The sequence below is a fragment of the Lentzea kristufekii genome (genome assembly GCF_033949925.1).
In the GTDB taxonomy this organism is placed as follows: domain Bacteria; phylum Actinomycetota; class Actinomycetes; order Mycobacteriales; family Pseudonocardiaceae; genus Lentzea; species Lentzea kristufekii.
Genome location: NZ_JAXAVV010000009.1, coordinates 57,521 through 81,901 on the forward strand (window position 1 = coordinate 57,521; position 24,381 = coordinate 81,901).

Annotated in this window: 26 protein-coding genes; 19 read left to right on the top strand and 7 right to left on the bottom strand. The window is 71.3% G+C overall.

Translation table 11 applies throughout. From position 1 onward, the window contains the following. Positions 1-99: 99 nt before the first annotated feature. Positions 100-795, top strand: a complete 696-nt coding sequence (locus SK571_RS19550) for a cellulose binding domain-containing protein (RefSeq protein WP_319985515.1) — start codon at positions 100-102, stop codon at positions 793-795. On the opposite strand, the gene SK571_RS19555 is transcribed toward SK571_RS19550, so the two are convergent. Together SK571_RS19555 and SK571_RS19560 are read right to left on the bottom strand one after the other, a co-directional pair. Further along, positions 792-1,604, bottom strand: a complete 813-nt coding sequence (locus tag SK571_RS19555) for an alpha/beta fold hydrolase (RefSeq protein WP_319985516.1) — start codon at positions 1,602-1,604, stop codon at positions 792-794. The genes SK571_RS19550 and SK571_RS19555 overlap by 4 nt on opposite strands. A gap of 68 nt (positions 1,605-1,672) precedes the next feature. Next, the gene (locus SK571_RS19560; protein ID WP_319985517.1) at positions 1,673-2,245 is read right to left on the bottom strand and encodes a TetR/AcrR family transcriptional regulator; all 573 of its coding nucleotides are present in this window, start codon (positions 2,243-2,245) and stop codon (positions 1,673-1,675) included. A gap of 109 nt (positions 2,246-2,354) precedes the next feature. On the opposite strand from SK571_RS19560, the gene pcaH reads away from it, so the two are divergent. From pcaH to SK571_RS19585, 5 genes are read left to right on the top strand one after another with little or no spacing between them, the layout of a single operon-like run. Next, entirely contained in the window at positions 2,355-3,092 is a 738-nt protein-coding gene (gene pcaH, locus SK571_RS19565; RefSeq protein WP_319985518.1) for a protocatechuate 3,4-dioxygenase subunit beta, read from the top strand. Continuing rightward, a complete protein-coding gene (pcaG, locus tag SK571_RS19570; protein ID WP_319985519.1) occupies positions 3,085-3,579 on the top strand; it encodes a protocatechuate 3,4-dioxygenase subunit alpha in 495 nt (164 codons plus the stop codon). The genes pcaH and pcaG overlap by 8 nt, the downstream gene beginning before the upstream one ends. Beyond that, positions 3,576-4,754: a lyase family protein gene (locus SK571_RS19575; protein WP_319985520.1), complete on the top strand. Its 1,179-nt coding sequence runs from the start codon at positions 3,576-3,578 to the stop codon at positions 4,752-4,754. Before pcaG ends, SK571_RS19575 begins: the two co-directional genes overlap by 4 nt. Next, positions 4,751-5,506 (top strand): alpha/beta fold hydrolase, encoded by a 756-nt coding sequence (locus SK571_RS19580; protein WP_319985521.1) that lies wholly within the window; start codon positions 4,751-4,753, stop codon positions 5,504-5,506. Before SK571_RS19575 ends, SK571_RS19580 begins: the two co-directional genes overlap by 4 nt. Beyond that, on the top strand, positions 5,503-5,844 hold the full coding sequence (locus SK571_RS19585) for a carboxymuconolactone decarboxylase family protein (RefSeq protein ID WP_319985742.1): 342 nt from the start codon (positions 5,503-5,505) through the stop codon (positions 5,842-5,844). The genes SK571_RS19580 and SK571_RS19585 overlap by 4 nt, the downstream gene beginning before the upstream one ends. Here the strand turns inward: SK571_RS19585 and SK571_RS19590 are convergent. After that, a complete protein-coding gene (locus tag SK571_RS19590; RefSeq protein ID WP_319985522.1) occupies positions 5,820-7,133 on the bottom strand; it encodes an RNA-guided endonuclease InsQ/TnpB family protein in 1,314 nt (437 codons plus the stop codon). The genes SK571_RS19585 and SK571_RS19590 overlap by 25 nt on opposite strands. 152 nt (positions 7,134-7,285) lie before the next feature. On the opposite strand from SK571_RS19590, the gene SK571_RS19595 reads away from it, so the two are divergent. Beyond that, on the top strand, positions 7,286-8,455 hold the full coding sequence (locus tag SK571_RS19595) for a 4-hydroxybenzoate 3-monooxygenase (protein WP_319985523.1): 1,170 nt from the start codon (positions 7,286-7,288) through the stop codon (positions 8,453-8,455). A 34-nt stretch (positions 8,456-8,489) separates the two neighbouring features. After that, positions 8,490-9,578 (top strand): winged helix DNA-binding domain-containing protein, encoded by a 1,089-nt coding sequence (locus tag SK571_RS19600; protein WP_319985524.1) that lies wholly within the window; start codon positions 8,490-8,492, stop codon positions 9,576-9,578. Here SK571_RS19600 and SK571_RS19605 read toward each other — a convergent pair. Beyond that, a complete protein-coding gene (locus SK571_RS19605; RefSeq protein ID WP_319985525.1) occupies positions 9,556-10,719 on the bottom strand; it encodes a molybdopterin molybdotransferase MoeA in 1,164 nt (387 codons plus the stop codon). The two genes, SK571_RS19600 and SK571_RS19605, sit on opposite strands and share 23 nt — an antisense overlap. A gap of 62 nt (positions 10,720-10,781) precedes the next feature. On the opposite strand from SK571_RS19605, the gene SK571_RS19610 reads away from it, so the two are divergent. After that, positions 10,782-12,023: an MFS transporter gene (locus SK571_RS19610; RefSeq protein ID WP_319985526.1), complete on the top strand. Its 1,242-nt coding sequence runs from the start codon at positions 10,782-10,784 to the stop codon at positions 12,021-12,023. Positions 12,024-12,413: 390 nt separating this feature from the next. Then, positions 12,414-13,253 carry a formate dehydrogenase accessory sulfurtransferase FdhD gene (gene fdhD, locus SK571_RS19615; protein WP_319985527.1) on the top strand — a complete coding sequence of 280 codons (840 nt, stop codon included), beginning with the start codon at positions 12,414-12,416 and terminating at the stop codon, positions 13,251-13,253. A gap of 56 nt (positions 13,254-13,309) precedes the next feature. Here the strand turns inward: fdhD and SK571_RS19620 are convergent, their stop codons facing one another. Next, positions 13,310-13,783, bottom strand: a complete 474-nt coding sequence (locus tag SK571_RS19620; protein ID WP_319985528.1) for an NUDIX hydrolase — start codon at positions 13,781-13,783, stop codon at positions 13,310-13,312. A gap of 89 nt (positions 13,784-13,872) precedes the next feature. Between SK571_RS19620 and SK571_RS19625 the strand changes: the two genes are divergently transcribed. From SK571_RS19625 to SK571_RS19640, 4 genes are read left to right on the top strand one after another with little or no spacing between them, the layout of a single operon-like run. Beyond that, positions 13,873-14,742, top strand: a complete 870-nt coding sequence (locus SK571_RS19625) for an ABC transporter ATP-binding protein (protein WP_319985529.1) — start codon at positions 13,873-13,875, stop codon at positions 14,740-14,742. Between the two features lies 1 nt (position 14,743). Continuing rightward, complete coding sequence (locus tag SK571_RS19630) at positions 14,744-15,811, top strand: ABC transporter permease (RefSeq protein ID WP_319985530.1); 1,068 nt, start codon at positions 14,744-14,746, stop codon at positions 15,809-15,811. A gap of 4 nt (positions 15,812-15,815) precedes the next feature. Continuing rightward, complete coding sequence (locus tag SK571_RS19635) at positions 15,816-16,727, top strand: Gfo/Idh/MocA family protein (protein WP_319985531.1); 912 nt, start codon at positions 15,816-15,818, stop codon at positions 16,725-16,727. A 32-nt stretch (positions 16,728-16,759) separates the two neighbouring features. Next, the gene (locus SK571_RS19640) at positions 16,760-17,863 is read left to right on the top strand and encodes a macrolide family glycosyltransferase (protein WP_319985532.1); all 1,104 of its coding nucleotides are present in this window, start codon (positions 16,760-16,762) and stop codon (positions 17,861-17,863) included. On the opposite strand, the gene SK571_RS19645 is transcribed toward SK571_RS19640, so the two are convergent. Then, a complete protein-coding gene (locus tag SK571_RS19645; protein WP_319985533.1) occupies positions 17,838-18,680 on the bottom strand; it encodes an alpha/beta fold hydrolase in 843 nt (280 codons plus the stop codon). The genes SK571_RS19640 and SK571_RS19645 overlap by 26 nt on opposite strands. A 108-nt stretch (positions 18,681-18,788) precedes the next feature. Between SK571_RS19645 and SK571_RS19650 the strand changes: the two genes are divergently transcribed. Further along, entirely contained in the window at positions 18,789-19,508 is a 720-nt protein-coding gene (locus tag SK571_RS19650) for an SDR family NAD(P)-dependent oxidoreductase (protein WP_319985534.1), read from the top strand. Here the strand turns inward: SK571_RS19650 and SK571_RS19655 are convergent. Beyond that, positions 19,471-20,070, bottom strand: coding sequence for a DedA family protein (locus SK571_RS19655; RefSeq protein ID WP_319985535.1), 600 nt, complete (start codon positions 20,068-20,070; stop codon positions 19,471-19,473). The two genes, SK571_RS19650 and SK571_RS19655, sit on opposite strands and share 38 nt — an antisense overlap. Before the next feature lie 88 nt (positions 20,071-20,158). On the opposite strand from SK571_RS19655, the gene SK571_RS19660 reads away from it, so the two are divergent. The 4 genes from SK571_RS19660 to SK571_RS19675 all read left to right on the top strand — a co-directional run bounded on the left by SK571_RS19660 (position 20,159) and on the right by SK571_RS19675 (position 24,371). Beyond that, positions 20,159-22,267, top strand: a complete 2,109-nt coding sequence (locus SK571_RS19660) for an XRE family transcriptional regulator (RefSeq protein WP_319985536.1) — start codon at positions 20,159-20,161, stop codon at positions 22,265-22,267. Between the two features lie 96 nt (positions 22,268-22,363). Beyond that, positions 22,364-23,458, top strand: a complete 1,095-nt coding sequence (locus SK571_RS19665) for a hypothetical protein (RefSeq protein WP_319985537.1) — start codon at positions 22,364-22,366, stop codon at positions 23,456-23,458. After that, positions 23,455-23,757, top strand: coding sequence for a hypothetical protein (locus SK571_RS19670; protein WP_319985538.1), 303 nt, complete (start codon positions 23,455-23,457; stop codon positions 23,755-23,757). Before SK571_RS19665 ends, SK571_RS19670 begins: the two co-directional genes overlap by 4 nt. Next, positions 23,754-24,371, top strand: coding sequence for an ESX secretion-associated protein EspG (locus tag SK571_RS19675; protein ID WP_319985539.1), 618 nt, complete (start codon positions 23,754-23,756; stop codon positions 24,369-24,371). Before SK571_RS19670 ends, SK571_RS19675 begins: the two co-directional genes overlap by 4 nt. Positions 24,372-24,381 lie beyond the last annotated feature (10 nt).

Below are 24,381 nucleotides of genomic sequence, written 5' to 3' on the forward strand. Positions count from 1 at the left end.
TTGCTCGTGGCCGGGTGCACGGCCCCGCAGGACGGCAGACCTTTCCCCGCACCCCGCGCCTCTTCTCCTGACACAGCAGCGAAAGAGCCGTCCACAAAGGTGCGCACCGTTGTGGACGGCCGCACCGTCGAGCTGGCCGCCGGCACGCGCGCCCGCATCTCACTGCTGGCCGAACCGACGTCGTGCGCCGCCCCCGCTGCTCTCGACTTCGCCAAGAAGGCGTTGCTGGACAAGGAAGTCCGGGTGAGCAGCATCACTCCGGGCGAGGTCTCGCTGGCGCTGCCGGACGGCACCGACTACGCGTTGCTGGCCGTGCAGTACGGCTTCCTGCGCACCACCGGCGTGGACGGTGGCCCGCTGGTCGAGGCGGAGAGCAAGGCGCAGAAGGCCAAACTCGGCCTGTGGGCGCAGGGTGACTGTCCCAGGTCGACCGCTCCGCCGCCCTCGTCGACCAGCACCGCGGCTCCGCCCGCCGCGCCGTGCATCGTGGTCTACCGGATCACCAACCAGTGGCCCGGCGCGTTCCAGGCCGACGTGACGATCCGCAACGTCGGCGGCGCGCTGGTCGAGGGCTGGACGGTCCGCTGGCGCTTCGCCGACGGAGAGACCGTGTCGCAGCTGTGGAACGGCACGGTGTCCCAGTCCGGCGCCGATGTGAGCGTGACCAACGCCGGCTACAACGCGCTGATCGTCAAGGACGGCTCGGTGACGTTCGGGTTCAACGGCTCCGCCACCGGGCCGATCTCGGCGCCGAGCTCGTTCAGCGTCAACGGGACGGCCTGCACCACCGGTTAGTGCTGCTGCCACCACGTGGTCACGATGCGGGCGTACTCGTCCGCATTCTCCTCCCACACGAAGTGCGCGGCGTCCACGACGTCCAGCCTGCTGTTCGGCAGCCGCTCGTGCAGGTACTCCACGTTGGACACCGGCACCACCGTGTCGCGCTTGCCGTTGATCAGCTGGACGGGCGTGGTGATGCCCGGCAGCAGCTCGCTCAGCGTTCGCAGCTCTGCCGGGTACGCGCGCACGTACGCCATCTGCTCGACGAACCGCTGGCCCTGGTAGGCGGCGAGGTAGTCCTGCCGCACCACGTCAGGCAGTTCGTAGCCCTCGATGAAGTCCATGGCGACGTTCACCACGTCCTTGGGGCCCATCGCCCGGTACGGCGCGAGGTCCTCGTCGTGGACCCACTCGTGCAGCGGTGAGCCCAGGTCGGTCGGGGAGATCGAGCCGCCGCTGCCGATCACGATGCTGCGGAACCGGTCCGGCGCCTGGGCCGCGGCGAACAGGGCCGCGCTGGTGCCGATGTCGGGGCCGACGACGTGCGGCCGTTCGAGCTCGAACGCGTCGGCGACGCGCACGACGAACTCGCCCATCCGGCTGGGGGACAACAGGTCCTCGCGCAGCTCGGAGTGCCCGAAGCCGGGGAGGTCGACCGCGATCAGGTTCGCGTGCGCGGCCAGCTTCGCCCAGGTCGGGTCGTAGGCGTAGAGGCTTTCGGGCCACGGGCTGAGCAGCAGTGCCGATGGCTTGCTGCTCGCGCTCACGGCGTAGCGGATCGACAGGCCGTCGATGGTGCGGAACCGGGGCTGGATGTCACTCATGACTTCAATATGACCGGTCGTCTTAAGGTCGTCAAGGAAACGGGGCGACGGGTTTTGTCTGACCGGTCTCAGTGCAGGACGACCTCGAAGACGACCGTGAAGAACGCGGCGAACGACGAGCCGTCCTTGGCGGCGCGTTCGCCGACGATGGCGCCCTCCCAGGAGTTGAGGAGGAACCTGGCCAGGGTTTCGGGGCTCTGGGTGGTCGTCAGGGAGCCGTCGTCCTGAGCCTCGCGGAGCGTGGCGGTGATCGCGGCCGCCCAGTGGTCGAAGGCGGCTTCGACGCCGGCGCGGATCGCCGGGATGTGGTCGGCCGCCTCGGTGCTGAAGTTGCCGTAGACGCAGCCGCGTTCGTAGCCGAAGTCCACGATGTCCTGCGCGAGAGCCTCGAAGTGGTGGCGCAGCCGGGTCAGCGGCGCGGTCTTCGGGGTCTTGAGCTTGTCCAGGTGCCGCGTCTGGCCGTAGCGGTCCATCACGACGAGGGCGAGTGCTTCCTTGCTCTCGAAGTGGTTGTAGAACGACCCCTTGGGGACCTTGGCGCTGTCGGTGATCAGCTTGACGCCGCACGCGTTGTAGCCGTGCCTGTGGAACTGTTCGAACGCGGCGTCGATGATCTGCTCTCGCACACTTGCCCTGGCCATCCCACCAATATGAGTGGTCGTCTCAGAGGCGTCAAGTTAACGCGATGCTTTCCGTTGAACGGAAAGGTTCGGTCGACTCCGATGCGACGTTTGCCTAGCGTTCCTTCGCGTGACGACCAGCCAGCAAGAGATCAGCGACGAGATCGCGAAGATCCAGGCCGACTCACCGGGAGGTGCGCCGCTGCTGGACTTCGCGCCGTACCGCAGCACGACGTTGCGTCACCCGACGAAGGAACCCAGGCACGTCGACCCCGAGGGCGCCGAGCTGCTCGCGCCCGTCTTCGGGCACTCCGACGTCGCCGCCGTCGAGGCCGACCTGACCGTGCAGCGCGGGGGCGAGCCGATCGGCGAACGCATCCGCGTGCACGGCCGCGTGCTCGACGGCGACGGTCGTCCGGTGCGCCGCCAGCTCGTCGAGATCTGGCAGGCCAACGCCGCCGGCCGCTACTCGCACCAGGGCGACCAGCACCCGGCGCCGCTGGACCCGAACTTCACCGGCGTCGGCCGTTGCCTGACCGACGACGACGGCTGGTACTCGTTCACCTCGATCAAGCCGGGCCCCTACCCGTGGCGCAACCACCACAACGCATGGCGGCCCGCCCACATCCACTTCTCGTTGTTCGGCACCGACTTCACGCAGCGGCTGATCACGCAGATGTACTTCCCCGGCGACCAGCTGCTGGCGCTGGACCCGATCGCGCAGTCGATCACCGACCCCGCCGCTCTAGCGCGGCTGATCGCGTCGTACGACCACTCGCGGTCCGAGCACGAGTGGCTGCTCGGCTACCGCTGGGACATAGTGCTGACCGGCAGCCACGCGACCTACCTGGAGCCGTCCGATGACTGAAGCGACTCCCGGCCAGACCGTCGGTCCGTTCTTCCACCACGCGCTCGCGTTCCCCGGCGACTCCGAACTGGTGCCGTTCGGCGCGGCCGGATCCGTGGTGCTGCACGGCTACGTGTACGACGGCGCGGGTGATCCCGTGCCGGACGCGATGATCGAGATCCGCCAGTCCGACGCCTCCGGTGTCGTGCCGCGGGCCGGCGGGTCGTTGCGGCGGCGCGGTGCCGGCTTCACCGGCTGGGGCCGGTCCTGCACCGACGGCGCCGGGCACTACTGGTTCAGCACCGTCGAGCCGGGGCTGCCGTTCTTCGCGGTGACGGTGTTCGCGCGCGGGTTGCTGGACCGGCTGTTCACCCGCATCTACCTGCCCGGTGCCGCGGACGCGGTCGACGGGCTGGTCGCCTCGCGGGAGGCGGACGGGCGGCTCCGGTTCGACATCCACCTGCAGGGGCCGTCCGAGACGGTGTTCTTCAAGTTCCCGCGGACGTGATCGTGCTGCCCGGTTCTCATCGCGCCGCCGGCCTCGTCGACGACGCCGCGCTGGTGCGGGCGATGCTGGAGGTGGAGGTCGCCTGGGCACGCGTGCTCGGGACGTCGCTCTCGCTCGGCGACTGGGTTCCGTCGCTGGACCCGGTCGAGGTGGAGGCCGCCGGCAACCCGGTGCTGCCGCTGGTCAACGCTCTGCGGGCGCACGTCTCCGACACCGTCCACACCGGACTCACCAGTCAGGACGTGCTCGACTCCGCGTTGATGTTGCTGGCGCGCGGGGCTTTGCAGCGGATGTCGGCGGACCTGGGCCGGGTCGCCGGTGCGCTGGCCGGGCTCGCGGACGAGCACCGGGCCAGCGTGATGGCGGGCCGGACGCTGACGCAGCACGCCGTGCCGATCACGTTCGGGCTCAAGGCCGCGCGGTGGCTGGTGGGCGTGCTCGACGCCGTGGACGAGCTGGACGCGGTGTCGCGCACTCTGCCCGTGCAGTGCGGGGGTGCGGCGGGAACGTTGTCGCGTGTGCCGGATCCGGTCGCGGCGGCATCGGCGTTCGCGCGCCACCTGGGGCTGGTGTGGCCGGGGATGCCCTGGCACACCTACCGCGCGCCGATCACGCGGCTGGGCGACGCGGTGGTGCGTTGTTGTGACGCGCTCGGGGTGATGGCGGCGGATCTGCTGACGTTGGGGCGGCCCGAGATCGGTGAGGTCCGCGAGGGGTTCGTGGCCGGGCGCGGTGGGTCGTCGACCATGCCGCACAAGCGGAACCCGGTGCTGTCGGTGCTGGTGAACAGCGCGGCCCTGCGGGCTCCCGGCCTGGGTGCGCAGCTGCACCTGTGCGCGGCGCGGGCGGTGGACGAGCGGCCGGACGGCGCCTGGCACGCGGAGTGGCCGGCGTTGCGGGCGTTGCTGGAGCTGGCGGTGGTGGCGGCGTCGCAGGCCGCGGAACTGGTGGAGGGGCTCGAGGTGCGCGCGGACGTGATGGCGCGCCGGGCCGCCGAGGCCGCTCCGGACCTGCTGGCCGAGCGGGGCGGCGGTACCGACCCGGCCTCGTACCTCGGGGCGGCGGAGGTGTTCGTGGACGAGGCGCTGCGTCGGAATCGATCCCGACTGGGCCCCCTCCGGGGGGACACGGAGGCCCCCACTCCCATCGTCTCAGAGAGGTCCGACAGAAAATGACGACTGAGCTGAGCCTGACGCGGCTGGCGGGGGCCGAGGGCGCCGGGCAGCTGCTGGTGGTCGGGCCCTCGCTGGGCACGTCCGTGAGCCTGCTGTGGCGGGACTGCGCGAAGGCCCTCGGTGACGGCTTCGAGGTGATCGGGTGGGACCTGCCCGGGCACGGCAACGGTGCGCCGGCTGAGGAAGCCTTCACCGTGCCGGGCATCGCGGACGAGCTGACGGAACGTGCCGGGGCTTTGGCCGGCGGGCGGCCGTGCGCGTATGCCGGGGTGTCGTTCGGCGGGGCCGTCGGGTTCGAGCTGGCCGCTCGGAGCGAGGGGCCGTTCGAGGCCGTCGTGAGCATCGGGGCGGCGCCGCGGATCGGCGAGCCGGAGATGTGGCGGGAGCGGGCCGCGCTGGTGCGGCGGGCCGGGACACCGGTGATGGTGGACGGCTCTGCGCGGCGGTGGTTCGCGCCGGGGTTCGTCGAGCGGGCGCCGCGGGTAGCCGGGGGATTGCTCACGGCGCTCGCGGAGACCGACAGGGAGTCGTACGCGCTGGCCTGCGAGGCGCTGGCGTTGTTCGAAGCCGGCGAGGCGGTCAGGCCCCTGCGTGTGCTGGTGGGGGAGCACGACGTCGTGGTGCCGCCGGACGGCGCGGACGTGGTGCTCGCGGGATGTGGGCATCTGCCGCCCGCGGAGGATCCGGCGGCGGTGGCGCGGACGTTGATCGAGGTGCTCAGGGAGATGCGGTGTCCTACGACGACGGCATGAAGGTTCGGCGTGAGGTGCTCGGGGACGCGCATGTGGACAGGGCCACGCCGGACGAGTTCACCCGCGACTTCCAGGAGCTCATCACCAAGTACGCGTGGGGCGAGATCTGGACCCGGCCCGGGCTCGACCGCCGGATGCGCAGTGCGATCACGCTCACGGCGTTGATCGCGCACGGGCACTGGGACGAGCTGAAGCTGCACGTCGCCGCGGCGGTGCGGAACGGGCTGAGCGAGGCGGAGATCGGCGAGGTGATCCTGCAGAGCGCGATCTACTGCGGGGTGCCCGCGGCGAACCACGCGTTCTCGGTGGCACGTCAGGTTTTGCAGGAGGGCGTGTGAACGCCCGCTCGATGGTGCGATGGATCTCTCCACTTCCCGTCCCGCTCACGAAGGAGTCTTGTTGACTTCCTCTCCCTCGTGAACGAGGGGGATTCCTGCGGCTCGCGCCGCGGGGTTTTCTGCTTCGTCGCCGACTGCCCGCCCGGAGGGTTCCGTTGAGGTCTTACACCGGCTCCACAGACTGTCACCGCCAGCCCGGCGGCCAGGATGTTGCGTGCCGCGTTCACGTCCCGGTCATGGGTCGCACCGCAGCCACAGGTCCACGTGCGCACCTGCAACGGCATCGCCGCCGCGAGCGCACCGCAGACCGAGCACAGCTTGGACGACGGGAACCAGCGATCAACGACGATCACGTCCCGCCCGTACCAGTCCGCCTTGTACTGCAGCAGTTGCCGGAACTGCCGCCAGCCCGCGTCACTGATGGCGCGGGCCAGACGGCGGTTGCCGACCATGTTCGACACGGACAAATCCTCGATCACGAGCGTTTGGGTTTCACGCACGAGCCGAGTAGTGATCTTGTGCAGGAAGTCGGAACGCCGATCAGCGATCCGAGCGTGGACACGGGCGACCTTGACGCGGGCCTTGACCCGATTGCTGCTGCCCTTCTGCTTACGGCACAACGCCCGCTGTGCCCTGGCCAGTGCCGTGCGGTCACGCCGCTCGTGCCGGGGATTGCCGATCTTCTCCCCACTCGACAGGACCAGCAGGTGATCGATACCGACATCGATGCCCACCACCGAATCGGTAGCGGGCAGTGGTCGCACACCGGGGTCCTCACACAGCAGGGACACGAACCAGCGCCCGGCCGAGTCCCGCGACACCGTCACCGTCGACGGCACCGCGCCCTCGGGCAATGGCCGGGACCAGCGGATGTCCAGCGGCTCGGCCATCTTGGCCAGCGTCAGCACACCGTCACGCCAGCGGAACGCCGACCGCGTGTACTCCGCGCTGGCACGCGACTTCTTCCGCGACTTGAACCGCGGAAACCGCGCACGCCTGGCGAAGAAGTGGCCGAAGGCGGTCTGCAGATGCCGCAACGCCTGCTGCAACGGCACCGACGACACCTCAGCCAAAAACGCCAGCTCCTCGGTGCGCTTCCACACGGTCAGCAACGCCGACGTCGCGTCGTAGCCGACCCGCTCCCCGTGCTGGGTCCACGCCTCCGCACGAGCCCGCAACGCCAAGTTGTAAACCTTGCGGACACACCCAAACGTGCGCGACAACTCCGCCGCCTGCGCCTCACTCGGATAGAAGCGGTACCGAAAAGCCCGCTTCACCAGCCCGTTCACCGTTCACAGATCACTCGGCCACTGTGTGCCTCTGTACGACTGGGTCGTGTACGCCGCATCGCCCTAGCGGCGACACGGTTGTTCCCGCTCTGCCGTATAGGGGTCCGATCCCTCCTCGCCCTGAAGGGCGAGGTCTTCTCGGAGGACTTCAGATGACGCGCACCCAGGTCGGCATCGTCGGTGCGGGACCGGCGGGGCTGATGCTCTCGCACCTGCTGTCCCTCAACGGGATCGACAGCGTGGTGATCGACAACAGAACACGCTCCGAGATCGAGAACACGGTCCGCGCCGGCATCCTGGAAGCCGACAGCGCGCGTCTGCTGGCGGGCACCGGGGTGTCGGACCGGGTGCTGCGCGAAGGCCATCCGCACGAGGGCATCGACCTGCGGTTCGGCGGCGAGAGCCACCGCGTCGACTTCCGCGCCCTGGTGGGCGAGTCGGTCTGGCTCTACCCGCAGACCGACGTGTTCGTGGACCTCGCGAACGCGCGCGAACGCGACGGCGGCGACGTGCGGTTCGGCGTCAGCGACACGTCGGTCGACATCACCGGGCCCGCGATCCGGTTCACCGACAGCGACGGCGTGCCGCAGGAGGTGCGCTGCGACCTGCTCGTCGGCGCGGACGGCTCCCGCTCGATCTGCCGCGCCGAGGTGCCGGAAGCGTTGCGCAGGCACAGTTCCCGCGAGTACCCGTTCGCCTGGTTCGGCATCATCACCGAGGCGCCGCGCAGCGCTCCCGAACTGGTCTACGCGCACTCGCCGCGCGGGTTCGCGCTGATCAGCCAGCGCACCGAGACCCACCAGCGCATGTACTTCCAGTGCGACCCGGAGACCAACGCCGCGGCGTGGTCCGACGACCGGATCTGGGAGGAGCTGCAGGCGCGCGTCGCCGGCCCCGACGGGTTCACGCTCAACGAAGGCCCGATCACCGAGAAGACGGTGCTGCGCTTCCGGTCGTTCGTCGCGGAACCCATGCGCCACGGGAACCTGCTGCTCGCCGGCGACGCCGCCCACACCGTGCCGCCGACCGGCGCCAAGGGCCTGAACCTGGCGCTGGCCGATGTGGGCGTGCTCAGCGAGGTGATCGAGCGCGCGCTGCTCAAGAACGACCCGGACGCGCTGGACGAGTACGGCCCGCGCGCACTGGAGCGGGTGTGGAAGGCGCAGCACTTCTCCTACTGGATGACCACGATGCTGCACGCCCTGCCCGCCGCGACGGACTTCGACGTGCGCAGGCAACTCGGTGAGCTGGCCTCGGTCGTCGGCTCGGAGGCCGGGTCGAGGTACCTGGCGGAGGGGTACACCGGCTGCTGGCCCGCTTGAGCGAGGCTGGAGCGCGGTCGCCGAGACTGTCCTGATGGACATCGCGGCACTGCGCCTCGGCAACATCGGGCGGCTCCAGTCGGCGGAGGACGTCGTCCGCTCACTGGGAGCCGTGCAGGGCCAGGACTACGGCCAGTCGCTGTGGGCGATCGGGCTGCGCACCGCCGCGGCCCGCATCGCCGACGTCGAGGAGGCGCTGCGGACCGGACGCGTCGTCCGCACGTGGCTGATGCGTGGCACGATCCACTACGTCCCGGCCGAGGACGTCCGGTGGATGCTCGGCCTGTTCGGCGCCCGCGACCTCGCCCGGCTGACGCCCAAGGCGTGGCAGTACCACCACATGACGCCCGAGCTGATGTCACTGGCGCGCAAGACGTTCGTGGAGGCGCTCACCGGCGGCGGCTGCCTCACCCGGCGCGAGATGATCGACCTGATGGCGGGCGTCGGCATCCCGGACGACCGGCAGCAGAGCTACTTCACGTTCATCCACCTCGCCCAGGAGGGCCTGGTGGTGCCCGGCCCTCCGCGCGGCAAGGAGCAGACGTTCGTGCTGCTGGACGAATGGGCGCCGCGGCAGCGTTCGCTGGAGGGCGACGAGGCGATGGCCGTGCTGGCGTCGCGGTTCTTCGGCAGCCACGGCCCTGCGACCCTGGCGGACTTCGCGAACTGGTGCGGCATCGGCGTGCGCGAGGCCTCCCGCGGTCTCGAGGCGGTGAAGCACTCGTTGGTGCGGGAGGAGTTCGACGGCAAGGAGTACTGGCTGCCGCCGGACCTCACGCCGGGCTCGGGCGCGTTCGTGCTGCCCGCCTACGACGAGCTGCTGATCGGCTACAAGGACCGGAGCGCGTTCTTCACCCGGTACGACGAGATCCCGATCTCCACCTACAACGGCATGTTCTACGCGACGATCATCGAGGACGGCCAGATCGCGGGGCTGTGGCGGCGGGTCATGAAGAAGACCTCGGTGGACGTGGAGCTGCGGCCGCTGCCGGGCTTCGACGTCGACCGGCTCGCCGAGCACACCGCGCGGTTCGGCGAGTTCCTCGGGCTGCCGGTGCGCACCGTCGTGAAGGACGCGCCGGAGGCGGGTTCGTCGAAGGTCAGCTGGCGCTCCCGCAAGTGAGCACCTCCACCTCGCCGCCCCGGTGACCGGGCGGGACGACCGCGAGCGCGTCGGCGAGCGCGGCACCCCGCAGGGAGCCGGGCCGGTCGTGGCCGGCGGGCACGGCCAGGCCACCGGACCGGGTGACCGGGACCAGGCGGGTGTCCGTGCGGTGAGCGCCGCCGTCGGGAAGCCAGGCCGTGACCGGTGGACGGGCGGCGTGGCCGCCGAGGGCGTCGAGCAGCGGGTGGAGCAGGGTCACCACTGCGGCCAGGGCGGCGAACGGGTTGCCGGGCAGGCCGACGACGCAGCGGCCGCCGGGCAGGACGGCGAGCAGCATCGGGTGGCCTGGACGGCAGGCGACGCCGCTGACCAGGACCTCGGCGTCGAGGCTGCTCAGCGCCCGGCGCAGGTGGTCGGCCGGGCCGACCGAGGTGGCGCCGCACGTGACGAGGACGTCGGCCTGGCCGGACGCGAGGGCGTCGGTCAGCGCGGACAGGTCGTCGCGCAGGTGGGTGGTGTCCAGGAGGTCGGCCCTGGTCAGCAGGCCGGGGAGCATCGGGCCGATGGCGTCGCGGACGTGGCCTGGGTGGGGCGGGCCGGTGTGGAGGAGCTCGTCGCCGGTCACGATCACGGCGACGCGCGGGCGGCGGTGGACCAGGAGGGTGTCGTGGCCCGCTCCGGCGGCGAGGCCCAGGAGAGCCGGGGTGACGAGGGAGCCGGCGGGGACGAGTTCCGCACCGGCCGGCCAGTCCTCACCTCGGCGGCGGATGTGTCTGCCGGGCGTGGCCGGGCGGCGTTCGGCGAGGGGCGCCTCCCGGAGCACTGTGCCGTCGGCAGAGCAGAGCTCCACCGGAACCACGAAGTCCGAGCCGTCCGGCACCGGCGCGCCCGTGGCCACCCCGAACGCCTCGCCTGACCGCAGGACCACCTCCGGCACCGGGTCTCCGGCCGCCACCCGGCCGGCGATCCGCCACGGGCCGGGACCCGTCACCGCGTAGCCGTCCATGGCGGAGGTGTCGCAGGTCGGCTGGTCGGTGAGGGCGCGCACGCCCGAGGCGAGCGCCAGCCCCAGGGCCTCGGGCAGGACGAGTTCGGTCGCGTCCAACGGCTTCGCGGCGTCGCGTGCCGTCTGGCGGGCGAGTGTCCAGGGCATGTTCATCGTGGCTCCCGTGGTATAGCCTACCGAATACTGTATGCAATCCTCGGGACGGGGTGAAGGGCATGCCAGTCGCGACTTACGTACGTGATCACGTCGGCAGGCTCTACCGGGTGGGGGAGACCGACGTCGAGGCGTCGGGGCGTTCGCGTCGCACGGTGCTGTGGGCCGCTTGGGCGGCGATGCTCGCGGCCGGCATCGGGCAGTACGGGTTCGGGGCGCTGATCCCTCAGTTGCAGGACCGGTGGAGTGTGCCGGAGTTGTTCTGGGCACTGGCGTTGTGGACCGTGTGCCAGGCGGGCACGGCGTTCCCGGCGGCCTGGTTGAGAGAGCGGAAGAGGCTCACGTCCACCGGCGCGATGTGGATCGGGGCGGTCCTGTGCGGCGCCGGGCTGCTGACGCTCGGGCAGGGCCGGCTGGTCGGCTACGCGATCCTCGGCGGCATCGGCGCGGGGCTGGTCTACGCGACGTGTCTCGGCGTTGTCGTGCGGTGGTACCCGGAGCGCGTCACGCGGAAGGTCGCGTTCGTCAGCGGGGCGTTCGCGTACGGGTCGGTGCCGTTCGTGCTGGCCGCCGGGCTGTTCTTCGGCGACGGGTTCCTCCTGCAGGCCGGGGTCGTGATCGCCGTCGTCGTGGCGGTGGCGGGCGCGGTGGTGAAGGACCCGCCCGAGCACTGGTGGCCGCCGCACATCCCGCCCCGCGAGTGGGCGCTCGATCGGGCGCGCGTGCCGAACCGGTCCGCGCTCAAGGAGTTCCGGACGCACGAGGCCATGCGGTGCGGCACGTTCTGGTGGCTGTACGGCGGTGTCGCGTTCGCGGCAGCGGTGTCGCTCTACGACCTGGCGTACCTGCCGTTGTTCGTCGGCGACAAGGTGCTCGGGGGCGTCGCGCTGGCCACGCTGGCGGCGGCGACCGGCACCGGGCGCGTGCTGGTCGGGTGGATCTCGGACCGGGTGGGGCGCAGGAAGGCGCTGGTCTGGACGCTGGCGACGGGAGGGCTGGCGCAGTTCGTGCTGCTGTACTCCCAGAACGTCGCGGGGCTGCTCATCGGCGCCACGCTCGCGGGCCTCGGCACCGGGTGCTGCTACTCGCTGCTGGTCGGCGTGACGAGGGAGTACTTCGGCGAGACGAACGGCGCGCGGAACTTCGGCGTCCTCTACACCGCCAAGGCCGCGGGCGCGTTGCTGGCCGCCGTTGTCCTTGCCTCGCAAGGGCCCGCGTTCGCGTTCATCGCGGCGGGCATGCTCGGGCTGGCGGGCGCGGTGCTCACCGCGCACCTGTCGCAACCGGGAAGGCCGCGCCTGTGAGCCGCGTGCCGCGGCTCACGAAAGGCTGGCACCGGACACCGGCGGACGGCTGTTGCCTGATGGAGCTGACGTCCGTGCTCGCGGGCGAGGTGTGGTCGGACCGGCCCGCCTGCGTGCACCCGGTGCTGGCGTGCGTGGCGCGGTGCGTCAACGACCAGTCCACAGAGGATGGACGAAGAAGGCTGCTGCCGTTCGCCACCAGGGTGATCGGCACGGAGAAGGCGCCCGCCGAACGCCTGATCGCGCACTGCGCGCGCAGTGCCGGGATCGCCGCGCCGAGGTGGTGGCCGCGCGACTGGGTCGTGAGCAGGGCCGTCAGGGCGATGTCCGGGGACGAGGTGTTGCGGCGGCTGCTCGACGAGTGCGTCGCGATCTGCAGGGAGGCAACGCATGGGACGAGTGACGAGCAGGCGGCGCGTGGTGCGGCTGGTAGACGACGCGGCCACCGTGCGACCGGACACGCTGGCGGTCGAGGAACCGCTGGAGATCCGCGTGCGGGGCAAGTCCCTCGCCGTGACCATGCGCACGCCGGGTGACGACTTCGACCTGGCCGCGGGTTTCCTGGTCAGCGAGGGCGTGGTGCGCGCGCCGTCCGACATCGTGTCGATCCGCTACTGCGCGGGCGCCACGGCCGACGGCGGCAACACCTACAACGTGCTCGACGTCGGCCTGGCGGAAGGCGTCGCGCCACCCGACCCGTCGATCGAACGCAACTTCTACACCACCTCGTCCTGCGGCCTGTGCGGCAAGGCCAGCCTGGACGCCGTGCGCACCGTGGCGACCTGGCAGGTCGCGGACGACCCGATCCGCCTCGACCCGAGGACGATCACGGAGTTCCCGACGAAACTCCGTGCCGCGCAACGGGTCTTCGACCGCACCGGCGGCCTGCACGCGGCCGGGCTGTTCGACGCCCGGGGCGGTCTTCTCTGCCTGCGCGAGGACGTCGGCCGGCACAACGCCGTCGACAAGGTCGTCGGCTGGGCGACGCGCACCGGCAGGCTGCCGCTGACGAGCACCGTGCTGATGGTGAGCGGGCGGGCGTCGTTCGAACTGGTGCAGAAGGCGGTCATGGCAGGGATTGCGGTGCTCACCGCCGTGTCCGCGCCGTCGTCGCTGGCCGCGGACCTCGCCGAGGAGATGGGCGTGACGCTGGTCGGGTTCCTGCGCGGGACGTCGATGAACGTCTACACCGGCGGGCACCGGCTCGGCGTCACGGCCGGGGCGCGCTAGGGCCTGCATCGAAGCCTGGCCCGCGACTCTCATCGAACCAGGCTTCGATGCAGGCCCTAGTGCAGGACCAGGCCGCCGACCGGGACCGCGGCGACGTGCCCGGTCGGCGGCATTCCCAGCGCGAGAGCCAGACCGACGTCGACCAGCGACGACCGGCGCAGACCGGCGACGTCGGCCAGCGGTGTCCACACAGGATCGAAGGTCGCCCCGTTCGGCTCCGGCCGCGGTTCGCCGGTGATGCGGACGCGGTAGAAGACGCCGACGTTCTGGTGCGGCCCCTTCTCCGGCAGGTGGCGTTCGGCCGCGGGGATGAACCGGGAGTCCACGCCGAGCAGGCGTTCGACCTCGCCGTCGCATCCGGTCTCCTCGGCGACCTCCCGGACCACGGCGTCGAACGGATCCTCGCCGTGCTCCACCGCACCACCGGGCAGCGACCAGTGGCCTTCGTCGAACGCTGACGCACAACGAACGAGCAGCACGCGGTCGTTCTCGATGCTCACGGCGTAGGCGGCCAGCCGGAAGGTCGTCATGCGGGCACGTTAGCCCGTAAGGCGTCCTCCGCGAGGATGATGCCGCGCGGCGGACGCGATCTTGAACGCGACGACCTACCGTTCCTCCCATGTTGACTGTCAGGGGGATCAGCCGGAGCTTCGGCGATCACAAGGTGCTCGACGAGGTGAGCTTCGACGTCCGGCCCGGCCGGATGACGGGCTTCCTGGGCGCCAACGGGTCGGGCAAGACGACCACGATGCGCATCGTGCTGGGGGTGCTCGCCGCGCACGGGGGAACGGTGAGCTGGCAGGGGCAGGAGGTCACGGCGCAGACGCGGCCGGACTTCGGCTACATGCCGGAGGAGCGCGGGCTCTACCCCAAGATGAAGGTGCGCGACCAGATCACGTGGCTGGCGCGGTTGCACGGCGTCGACCGGGAGACCGCGCAGCGCAACACCGACGCGCTGCTCGAGGACCTGGAGCTGACCGATCGGGCCGGCGACCGGCTCGAGGAGTTGTCGCTCGGCAACCAGCAGCGCGTGCAGATCGCGGCCGCGCTGGTGCACGAGCCGGCCGTGCTGATCCTGGACGAGCCGTTCTCCGGGCTCGACCCGATCGCCGTCGAGACCGTGCTGGACGTGCTGCGCAAGCGGGCCGCCGGCGGGGTGCCGGTGTTGTTCTCGAGCCACCAGCTGGCGATCGTGGAACGGCTCTGCGACGACGTCGTGATCATCTCCAAGGGACGGGTCGTGGCCAACGGGTCACGCGAGGAGCTGCGCGCCCGGCACGCGGGCAGCCGCTACGAGATCGTCGTCGAGGAGGACGCGGGCTGGGTCCGTGACGTGCCCGGCGTGACGATCCTGGAGCTCGACGGGCCACGCGCGGTGTTCGAGGCGGAATCCCAGCAGGTGCTCAGGGCAGCGCTCGAACGCGGCGAGGTCCGCTCGTTCACGCCCGTCGTGCCCACGCTGGACGAGATCTTCAGGGAAGTGATCTGACATGGCTCGGGCCTCCTTCAGCCAGGCGACGTGGCTCGTCGCCGAACGTGAGATGAAGACCTTGGTCACCACCAAGGGCTTCTGGATCGGTTTCGCCTTCACGATCGTCGGGTTGTTCGCGCTCACCGTGCTGCCGACGGTGTTCGGCGGCGACGACCCCAAGGTCGCCGCGGTCGGCTCGGCCGTGCAGGTGGTGCAGGGCAAGGAACTCGACGTGCGGGAGGTCGGCACCGTCCAGGAGGCCGCCGACCTGGTCAGGGCCGACGACGTCGAGGCCGCGATCGTGCCGGACGGCGCCGGGATCAAGGTCCTCGCGCTCAACGACGCGCCGAGCGACGTGGTCAGCCAGCTCGTCCAGTCGCCCCCGGTGGAGCTGCTGGACGCCTCGGCGGTGAACTCCGGCCAGCGGTTCGTCACGGTTCTCGTGTTCGGGCTGGTGTTCCTGATGTTCGGCATGGGCGGCGCGGCGATCGCGCAGAGCACCGTGACCGAGAAGCAGACGCGGATCGTCGAGATCCTCGTGTCGACGGTGCCGGTGCGGGCGCTGCTCGCGGGCAAGATCCTCGGGCACACGATCCTCACCCTGGGCCAGGTCGTGGTGCTGGCACTCACGGCACCGATAGCCCTGCGGGTCGCGGGACTCGGCGAGCTGCTGGGGGTGGTGGCACCCGCGCTGGGCTGGTTCATCCCGTTCCTGATGCTCGGGTTCGTGCTGATCTCGTCCATGTGGGCGGTCGCGGGCGCGCTGGTCAGCCGCCAGGAGGACCTCGGCTCGACCATGGGCCTGGTCATGATCGCGGTGATGGGACCGTACTTCGGCGTGCAGTTCTTCTTCGAGAACCCCGTGGTGCTGAAGTGGATGTCGTTCGTGCCCTTCACTGCCGGCGTTGCGATGCCGGTGCGGTTGTTCGCCGAACAGGCGAAGCCGTGGGAGGCGATCCTGTCACTCGGCATTCTCGCGGCGACCGTGGCGACGATCCTGCTGGTCGCGTCCAGGCTCTACACCAACTCGTTGTTGCAGACCGGAGCACGGGTGAAGCTGTCCAAGGCCTGGGCACCTGCAGAATAGGGCCATGATCGCTGATCCGATTCGCCTCGCCGTCGTCGGCCTGGGAGCCATGGGCACCCGGATGCTGACGGCGGCGCGGCAGCATCCCGGCTTCACCGTGGTCGCCGGCGTCGACGTCGTACCCCGCGCGCTCGACATCCCGGTCGTCACGACGCTGGACGCCGTGCTGTCCGATGTGGACGCCGTGTACATCTCGACGCCACCCGCCTCGCACGCCGAGCTCGTGCTGAAGGCCTTCGACGCGGGCAAGGCGGTGTTCTGCGAGAAGCCGCTGGCCGTCGATCTCGGCGAGGCCCGCGCGCTGGCCGAAGCCGCGCAGGGACGCCCGAACGCGATCAACTTCGCGCTGTCGGACATGGTGGCCACGATCGAGATCGAACGACGGCTGCCCGAGCTGGGCACGCTGCGCGGCGTCGAGATCCGGCTGCAGTTCCCGCGCTGGCCCAGGGCCTTCCAGGCGGAGGCGGCCTGGCTGTCGCGCTCCGAGCAGGGCGGGTTCGTCCGCGAGGTGTTGTCGCACTTCGTCTACCTGACCGACCGGATGCTCGGGCCGCTCACGGTCGAGTCGGTGTCGTCGGACTTCCCCGAGCCCGGTGCGGCCGAGGTGGCGGCCCGCGGTGTGCTGCGGGGCAGCGGCGTGCCGGTGCACGTGTCGGCGTTCTCCGGCCTGGCCGGGCCCGAGGTCTACGAGTGGACCGCCTGGGGCACCGAACGATCGCTGCGCCTCGGCCAGTGGGCCCTGCTGTCCACTTCGGACGGTGGTGCCTGGGAACCGGTGGCGCTGGAGCAGACCGGCTCCGACTACTCGCGGCTCACGCTGTTCGCGCAGGCCGTGCGGGGCGAGCACCCGCGTGACCTGGCGGACTTCGCCAGCGGGCAGCGGGTGGCCGAGGTGGTCGAGGCCTTCCTGCGGTAATCCGCTTGCGTGCGTTCGGCAGGATCGGAGCAATGGGGATCCTCTTCGTCACGCTCGCAGGACATGGCCACGTCACGCCGACTCTCGCGGTCGTCGAGGAACTGGCCGGACGCGGCGCCGAGGTCGAGTACGCGACCGGTGCCGAGCACGCCGAGGCGGTGGTCGCAGCGGGCGCGCGGTGGGTGGAACTCCCCGCGCTGCCCGCCTTCCGGCCCGTCACCGACAACCCGATCGACGAGTGGTTCCCGCACTACTTCAGGGCGATGGCCGCGACCTACCCGGTCCTGCTCGACCACTGCCGGACCACCACGCCGGACCTGATCTGCTACGACGCGACCAACTGGCCCGCACGCCTCGTCGCGCGACGGCTCGGTGTCCCCGCGGTGCGCACCTTGCCGCACGTCGCGTCCAACGAGCACCACAAGGTCATGGACGTCGACCTGGACCGGTACCTCGCCGACGACACCGCGCGGTTCGCCGCCGAGCACGGCGTCGAGCTCGACGCGTGGAGCACCGTCGAGGCACCGGAAGCCTGCAGCGTGGTGTTCCTGCTGCGGCAGTACCAGCCGTTCGGGGAGACCTTCGACGCGTCGTTCCACTTCGTCGGCCCCGTGCTGGGGCGCAGGCTCGACGAGGAGTGGGCGCCCCGCCGCGCGGACCTGCCGCTGCTCTACGTCTCGCTCGGCTCGGTGATGAGCGACCAGGCCTTCTACCAGGCGTGTCTCGACCAGTTCGCCGACGGCCGGTGGCAGGTGGCGATGACGGCCCGGGACGTGGCAGGAACGGACACCGTCGAGGTGCGGCCGTGGTTCCCGCAGCCCGCGGTGCTCAAGCACACGGCCGCGTTCATCAGCCACGGCGGTATGAACTCCGTAATGGAGGCGCTGCACGCGGGAGTGCCCCTGGTGGTCGTGCCGCAGACCCCGGAACAGGCCGGGAACGCCGGCCGCGTCGCCGAACTCGGGCTGGGCGAACGGGTCGACGACCACGCGGACCTGCGCGCGGCCGTCGACCGAGTCACGGCGGACGGCACGATCCGGCGCAACCTGGACCGGATGCGTGCCGCCATCGCCGACGCCGGTGGCGCTCAGCGAGCGGCCGACGTCATCCTCAGCCGAGCACTTCGCGGAGCTTGACGGCGAACTCCTCTGGCTTGCCCGCGTAACCGAACTCGCCGCCGAGGAAACCGCCGTGGTGGCTGGGGAACACCACGGCCTCCTGGCCGAGCAGGCGTGCCGTGTGGACGGCCGTGCGCCCGGTGAACGCGTCACCGGTCTCCTCGCCCACCGCGATCACGACGCGCGTGGGCGCGGCGGCCAGGGCCTGCACCCGCGGGTAGTAGTCGGTGATGGCGAGCGAGGCGGTCCCGAGCAACGGGTCGTCGCGCTTGCCGTCGTCCTCGGAGGGCATCCCGAACTGCGCGGGATCCGGCAGGGGCAACGCGAAGTACTCGTCGGTGTACTCGCCCTGCCACGAGCTCATCTGCATGAACGCCGCCATACCGGCACCCTGGCCCTTGGCCTGGTAGGCGTTCATGAACCCGTCGCGCGCCCGGCGGGCGGCGGCCGCGTCGGGCAGCACGTCGATGATCGGCGGCTCGTGCGCGACGAGCGTGACGACGTCGTCCGGGTACGCGGCGACGAGTTCGAGGGCCGTGACCGCGCCTCCGCTCGACGCGAACAGGTCGACCGGACCGCCGACGGCCTCGATCACCGCGTGGACGTCCGCGGCCTGGATCTCGGGAGTGTTGTCGGTGCGACCGTCCGAACGGGTGCTGCGGCCGATGCCGCGCGGGTCGTAGGTGATCACCGTGCGGTCGGGGAACTGCGCGCGCAACGCGACGAACCCGCTGGCGTCCATCGGCTGGCCGATCATCATCAACGGACGGCCACCGGAGCCGCTCACGTCGTACGTGATGGCGGCGCCGTCGGTTTCCAGAACGTGAGTTTCCATGCTGTCTCCCCAGTGGAGTCGGGTCTGAGCAGCCTAGTCACAGACGTGAACCCCACTGGGCCAACAGGCTGATCGACCTGCATGTATTCCCCTGTTATCAAAGGCCGCATGACACGCACAGCAGTGGTGACCGGCGGCGGTACCGGCATCGGCAAGGCGGTGGCGGCCCGGCTCGTCGAGCAGGGCCTGGACGTGGTGATCACGGGACGCAGGGAGGACGTGCTCAAGGCGGCGGCCGAGGAGATCGGCGCACGGGCGGTGGTGTTCGACGCGGCCGACCCGGAGTCGGTGCAGGCGGCGCTGAACGACCTGCCGTCCTCTGTGGACGTTCTCGTCAACAACGCGGGCGGCAACATGACCCGCCGCCTGCCCACGCCGGAGAACCTGACCGACGTGCGGAACCTGTGGCTCGCGAACTACGAGTCCAACGTGATCAGCGCCGTCCTCGTGACGACCGCGCTCGAACCGCGCCTGGCCGACAACGCGCGGGTGGTGACTCTCGGCTCGATCGCGGGCAGGCGGGGTTCGGGTGCCTACGGCGCGGCCAAGTCTGCGGTCGAGGCGTGGACGGCGGACCTCGCGTTCGCACTGGGGGCAAGGGGGATCACGGTCAACGTCGTGTCGCCGGGTGTCGTCGAGGACACCGAGTTCTTCGGCGGCACCCTGAGTGAGGAGCGGCGCAAGAAGCTCGTCGGCAACCCGGCGAACGGCCGCGCGGGCACCCCGGCCGACGTCGCCGCGGTGATCACGTTCCTGGCCTCACCGGAGGCCGGCCACGTCACCGCCCAGGTCATCGGGGTGAACGGCGGAGCCGGGCTCGGACGCTGAACCCGATGACCGCGAGCAGCACGACCACGAGCGCGATCCACGAGAACTCCGCGAGGTAGTGCTCGGCGGCCTCTCCCACGACGTAGACGGCCGCCGTCGTGCCGCCGGCCCACGCGATGCCGCCAGCTGCGTTGGCCAGCAGGAACTTCCCGTAGTGCATGCCCATCGTGGCCGCGAGCGGACCGGACAGGATCCGCAGCAACGCCACGAACCGGCCGAAGAAGACCGCCCAGGCGCCGAACCGCTCGAACAGCGCCTGGGCGCGGCCGATCTTGTCCGGACTGAAGTGGCTGGGGAACTTCTCGCCCGCCCAGCCGAAGATCCGCTGCCCGAACCGCTTGCCCAGCGCGTACCCGACGCTGTCGCCGATGATCGCGCCGGCCGACGCGGAGATGCCCACCCACAGCGGTGAGATGCCGTCGTGGTGCGAGGCCATCAGCGCCGCCGCGACGAGCACGACCTCGCCCGGCAGCGGGATCCCCATGCTCTCGACCCCGACCACCAGGCCCACGACGACGTAGACCAGCAAGGGTGGAACGGCGTGGAGCCACTCGGTCAGCACATCCGTGATCTTCCTCCAACCGGATGGGATCGGCCACGAGACGCGGCCGTCTCGGTACTCTGCTGATCATCTGGACGAGGGGGCGGTTGTGGCGAGCCAGTTCGGCTTACTGCTGCGTCAATGGCGGCAGCGGGCGGGATTGAGCCAGGAAGCGCTCGCTCAGCGCGCTGCCGTGGGCATTCGCACGGTGCGTGGGCTGGAGACCGGCGAACGGACCGATCCCCGCATGGGGACCGTGCGCGCGTTGGCGGATGCTCTGGAGCTCACCGGCGCTGAACGCGTCGAGCTGTTCTCCGCTGCCGGGCGCGACGAACCGCTGGTCGTGGAGCCGGTGCGGTTCGACCCCCTGCACGAGGCCGCCGAGACGCTGAAGGTCGCGATCGAGGCCCGGTGGCGGCGCGAAGAGGAGCAGCGGCAGGTCCACGACCCGGTCCCGCTGCCGGTGCGGTGGGACGAGGCGCCCGCGACGTGGATGGACAGCCGGCTCAACATCGGCGCCGAGGCCGCGCTCGGCGGACGGCTGGACCAGGTCGTCGAGGTCTACCGCAGGGTCGGGTCGCGGCGGCTGGTCGTGCTGGGACGGGCCGGGTCCGGCAAGACGGTGCTGACCACGCGGTTCGTGCTGGACCTGCTCGGTGCGCGCAACCCCGCCGACCCCGTGCCGGTGATCTTCCACCTCGGGGCGTGGCATCCCGGACGCTCGGGGCTCCGCGACTGGCTCGCCGATCAGCTGACGCGCGACCACCCGTTCCTCGCGGCGCCGGGCCCCGGCGGCGGCACGCTGGCGGCGGCACTGGTCGACGCGCAGCGGGTGCTGCCCGTGCTGGACGGCTTCGACGAGATCGCGGCCGGACTGCACCGGCCGGCGCTCAACGCGTTGAACACCACCACTCTGCCGTTGCTGCTGACCAGCCGGGTGGACGAGTACCGCGACGCCGTCGAGGGCACGGACGTGCTGACGTCGGCCGCCACGGTCGTGCTGGCCGACCTGACGTGCGACGACCTGGCCGACTACCTGCCGCGCACCACCCGCAAGACCGGGCCGGGCGGCAACGCCTGGAAGCCCGTGCTGGACGAGGTGCGCAACGGCGGGCCGCTGGCGGAGGTGCTGACGACGCCGTTGATGGTGGCTCTGGCGCGGCGGATCTACAGCGACACCCCGGACCACGATCCGGTCGCGCTGCTGGCCTTCCACGAGCCCGACGAGATCGAACGACACCTGCTCAGCAGCTTCATACCAGCGGTATACGGCGTGCATGCCGAACGTGTGCAGCCTTGGCTCGGTCACCTCGCCGACCACCTGACCAGGCTCGGCACGCACGACCTGGCGTGGTGGCGGTTCAGCACGTCGTCCGTGGTCACCGGGTTGACCGTCGGGGTGGCCGTCGGGGTCGCGGACCTGGTGCTGGAAGCCGTGCTGGTAGGTGCGCTGATTGCCAGGGGCGTGGCGTTCGCGGTGATGATCGGGCTGGTCACCGGGGTGCTGTTCGGGGCAGCGCACCGGTACGTGGTGAGCAGGACGCCCATCGAACCCGTGCGGACCCGGCTGCGGCTGCGGGGCCGCGCCGGCAAGCGGGTGTGGGCGCGCGGACTGCTCGGGCTGGCGTTCGGAGGCGCGGTCGGTGCCGCGTACGGGCTGGTGCGCGCGATGGCGTACTGGCTGGTCACGCCCGGTTTCGAGATGACAGCCGGGGTGCTGGTCGACATCGGCGTGTTCGGTCTGGTGTTCGGGACCGGCGCGGGGATGGTGTTCGCCGTCGCCGCCGCGCTGGAGGCGCCGCTCGACGTGCGGTCGGCGGGCAGTCCCGACGGCTTGCTGGCGGCGAACCGCCGTGCGGTGCTCGGACTCGTCGCGATGATGGTGCCGGTGTTCGCGGTGTTCGTCGCCGGGGCCACCGGGGTCGTCGCGAGCGGGCTGACGGCGTTGCGGTTCGAGGTGGTGTGGAGCCCGACGACGGCCCTGTCGCTCGGGCTCGTCGGCGGGATCGGCGGCGGGCTGGCGTACGTGCTGAGCCTGACCGCGTGGGGGCAGTGGGTGGTGTTCGCGCGCGTCTGGCTGCCGCTGACCGGGAAGCTGCCGTGGGGGTTGCCGGCGTTCCTCGACGACGCCTACCGGCGTGGCGTGCTGCGCCGGGCGGGTGCGGTCTACCAGTTCCGGCACGCGCGCCTGCAGGATCATTTCGCGCGTTTGCGCTGATCAGGTGGACCGGCCACAAGTGGCCGGTCGTCTGGCCTGTCCTTCGTTTGGTCCCGCTGTGATCGTTTTGGCGGGACGGACGAAGGGGGTCGAGGGGTGTCGCCTGGTGAGATCAACTGGGAGGCGTACAGCCACGAAGAGTTGCACCGGATGCTGTGGCAGGACGCTGATGTCGCGGACGTGAGCACGGTCGCCGACGAGTGGACGCGCCATCGCGCCGCGCTGGACGCGCACGCCGAGGTGCTCCGGGAGCAGCGGGCGGCGTTGCTCGACGGGTGGACCGGGGCCGCGGCGGAGGAGGCCGCCGCGCGGCTCGGTGCGCTCGCCGAGCGGATCGGGAAGATCAGCGAACTGGCCGCGGCGGGGCAGAAGGCCGCGCAGGACTCGGCCGACGCGCTGGCCGCGGCCCGGGCCGCGATGCCGCCGCCACCGGGGCCAGGGACGACGATGCCGGCGTTCGCCGGGCTGCCCAGCGCGCCTGGGGCTTTCGCGTTGCCCGGCGCACCGGCGCCGCTCGCGTTGCCCACAGCGCCCGCACCGTTCGCGCTGCCCGGTGCGCCGGCGCCGTTCGCGCTGCCCGGCGCGCCAGGGGCTTTCGCGTTGCCGACCGCGCCCGCGCCGATGGCCCTGCCGAGCGCGCCCACGATGCCCGCCGGAGCGACCTCGGGCTTCTACTTCTACTTCGGCGCCGCCTCGGCCGACCAGCAGAAGGCCCAGGCGGTCCGGGCGATGCAGACCTACGAGTCGAGCCTCAACGGCAGCGGCCGCCTCATCGACGACGCCAGGGGCAACGTCCCGCAGGCCGCCCCGGCACCCCGTGCCGCGGCCGTGGCCCAGGTGAAGACGCCCAGTTCGGGTGGCGTGCCGTGGCAGCGGCTGGTGGGCGGTTCGGCGGCGACGGTCACGCGGGGCGGCCCGGTGGTCGGGGGCACCACCCCGGTCAGCCAGCAGCTCACACCGGGCATGCGGGCCGGGGTGGTGTTCGGTCAGCACGGCGGAATCGCCGCGACCGGCACTCTCACCGCCGACGCGCGCCCGTCCGCCCAGAACAACGCGATGGGCGCACCTCCGGCCGCAGCGGCGCGCAAGGACGAGGACCAGGAGCACGAGAACCAGATGCCGACGCTCGACCACGACCTGTTCGCGGTGACCGAGCGGGTGTCTCCGGCCGTGATCGGGGAGGAACAGTGACCGGCTACGAGGTGGCGCCCGACCAGCTGCAGGACCGGGTGAGAACCCTCAGCAGGCTGGCCGAGCTGACCGCCGACCTGGTGGCGACGGCGAGCAGGCTGGCGGAGCGGCAGCCGTTGCTCGGGACCGCGCCACCCGCCCAGGACCTGTCGCGCCGGCTCCAGGACGCCGGGTCGGGGCTCGCGGGCGAGGTGGGGGCCGCCGAACGCGAGGTGCGCGAGTTCCGGCAGATGCTCGCCGAGATCAGGTCCACCTACACCGAGACCGACGCCGAACAGGCGCGGAAGGCGGCCCGGTGATCGCCTTCGACCTGGTGGAGATGGACCTGCTCGCCACACATGCGGGGGTGCGCTGGCCGTTCCCGCTGCGGGTGCCGTCGTTCGGCAAGCTCGCGGACGAACGCGCGCGCCTCCTCGCCGAGGCGGGCCACGGGTTGCAGGCGCGGGGACTCGCCGAAGCGCACGGACCTGTCGGCATGGCCGCGGCACTCGTCACGGCGCTGCACGAGCACACCGCCGTGGTCGATCTCGTCGTGCCCGGCACGGGCGCGGTCGCGATGGTCCACGGCGACCAAGCCGTGGTGTGCACGCAGTCCGACAGCACGGTCCGGGTGACGCAGGTCGAGGCGGAGACGCTCGGCGACGAGCTCGTGGCGTTGGTCCCGCACGCCCGGCCCGCACAGCTCATGCCGATCACCCTGCCGCCCGGTGCCGGCCTCGACCTGGAGGTCACCGGACAGGGCCAGGCGGGCGTGATCAGGGGCGGGCAGCGGCAAGAAGTGTCCTGGTTGGACAGTGCGAGCGGACGGGTCAGGGTCGACGCGGGAGATGACGGCTGGGTGAGCGTCAACCCGCTGCGGCACCACGACCTGGTCCGCGTGATCGGTGAGCTCGCCGCGGTCGCGCGAGCCTGACGGAGGGGGA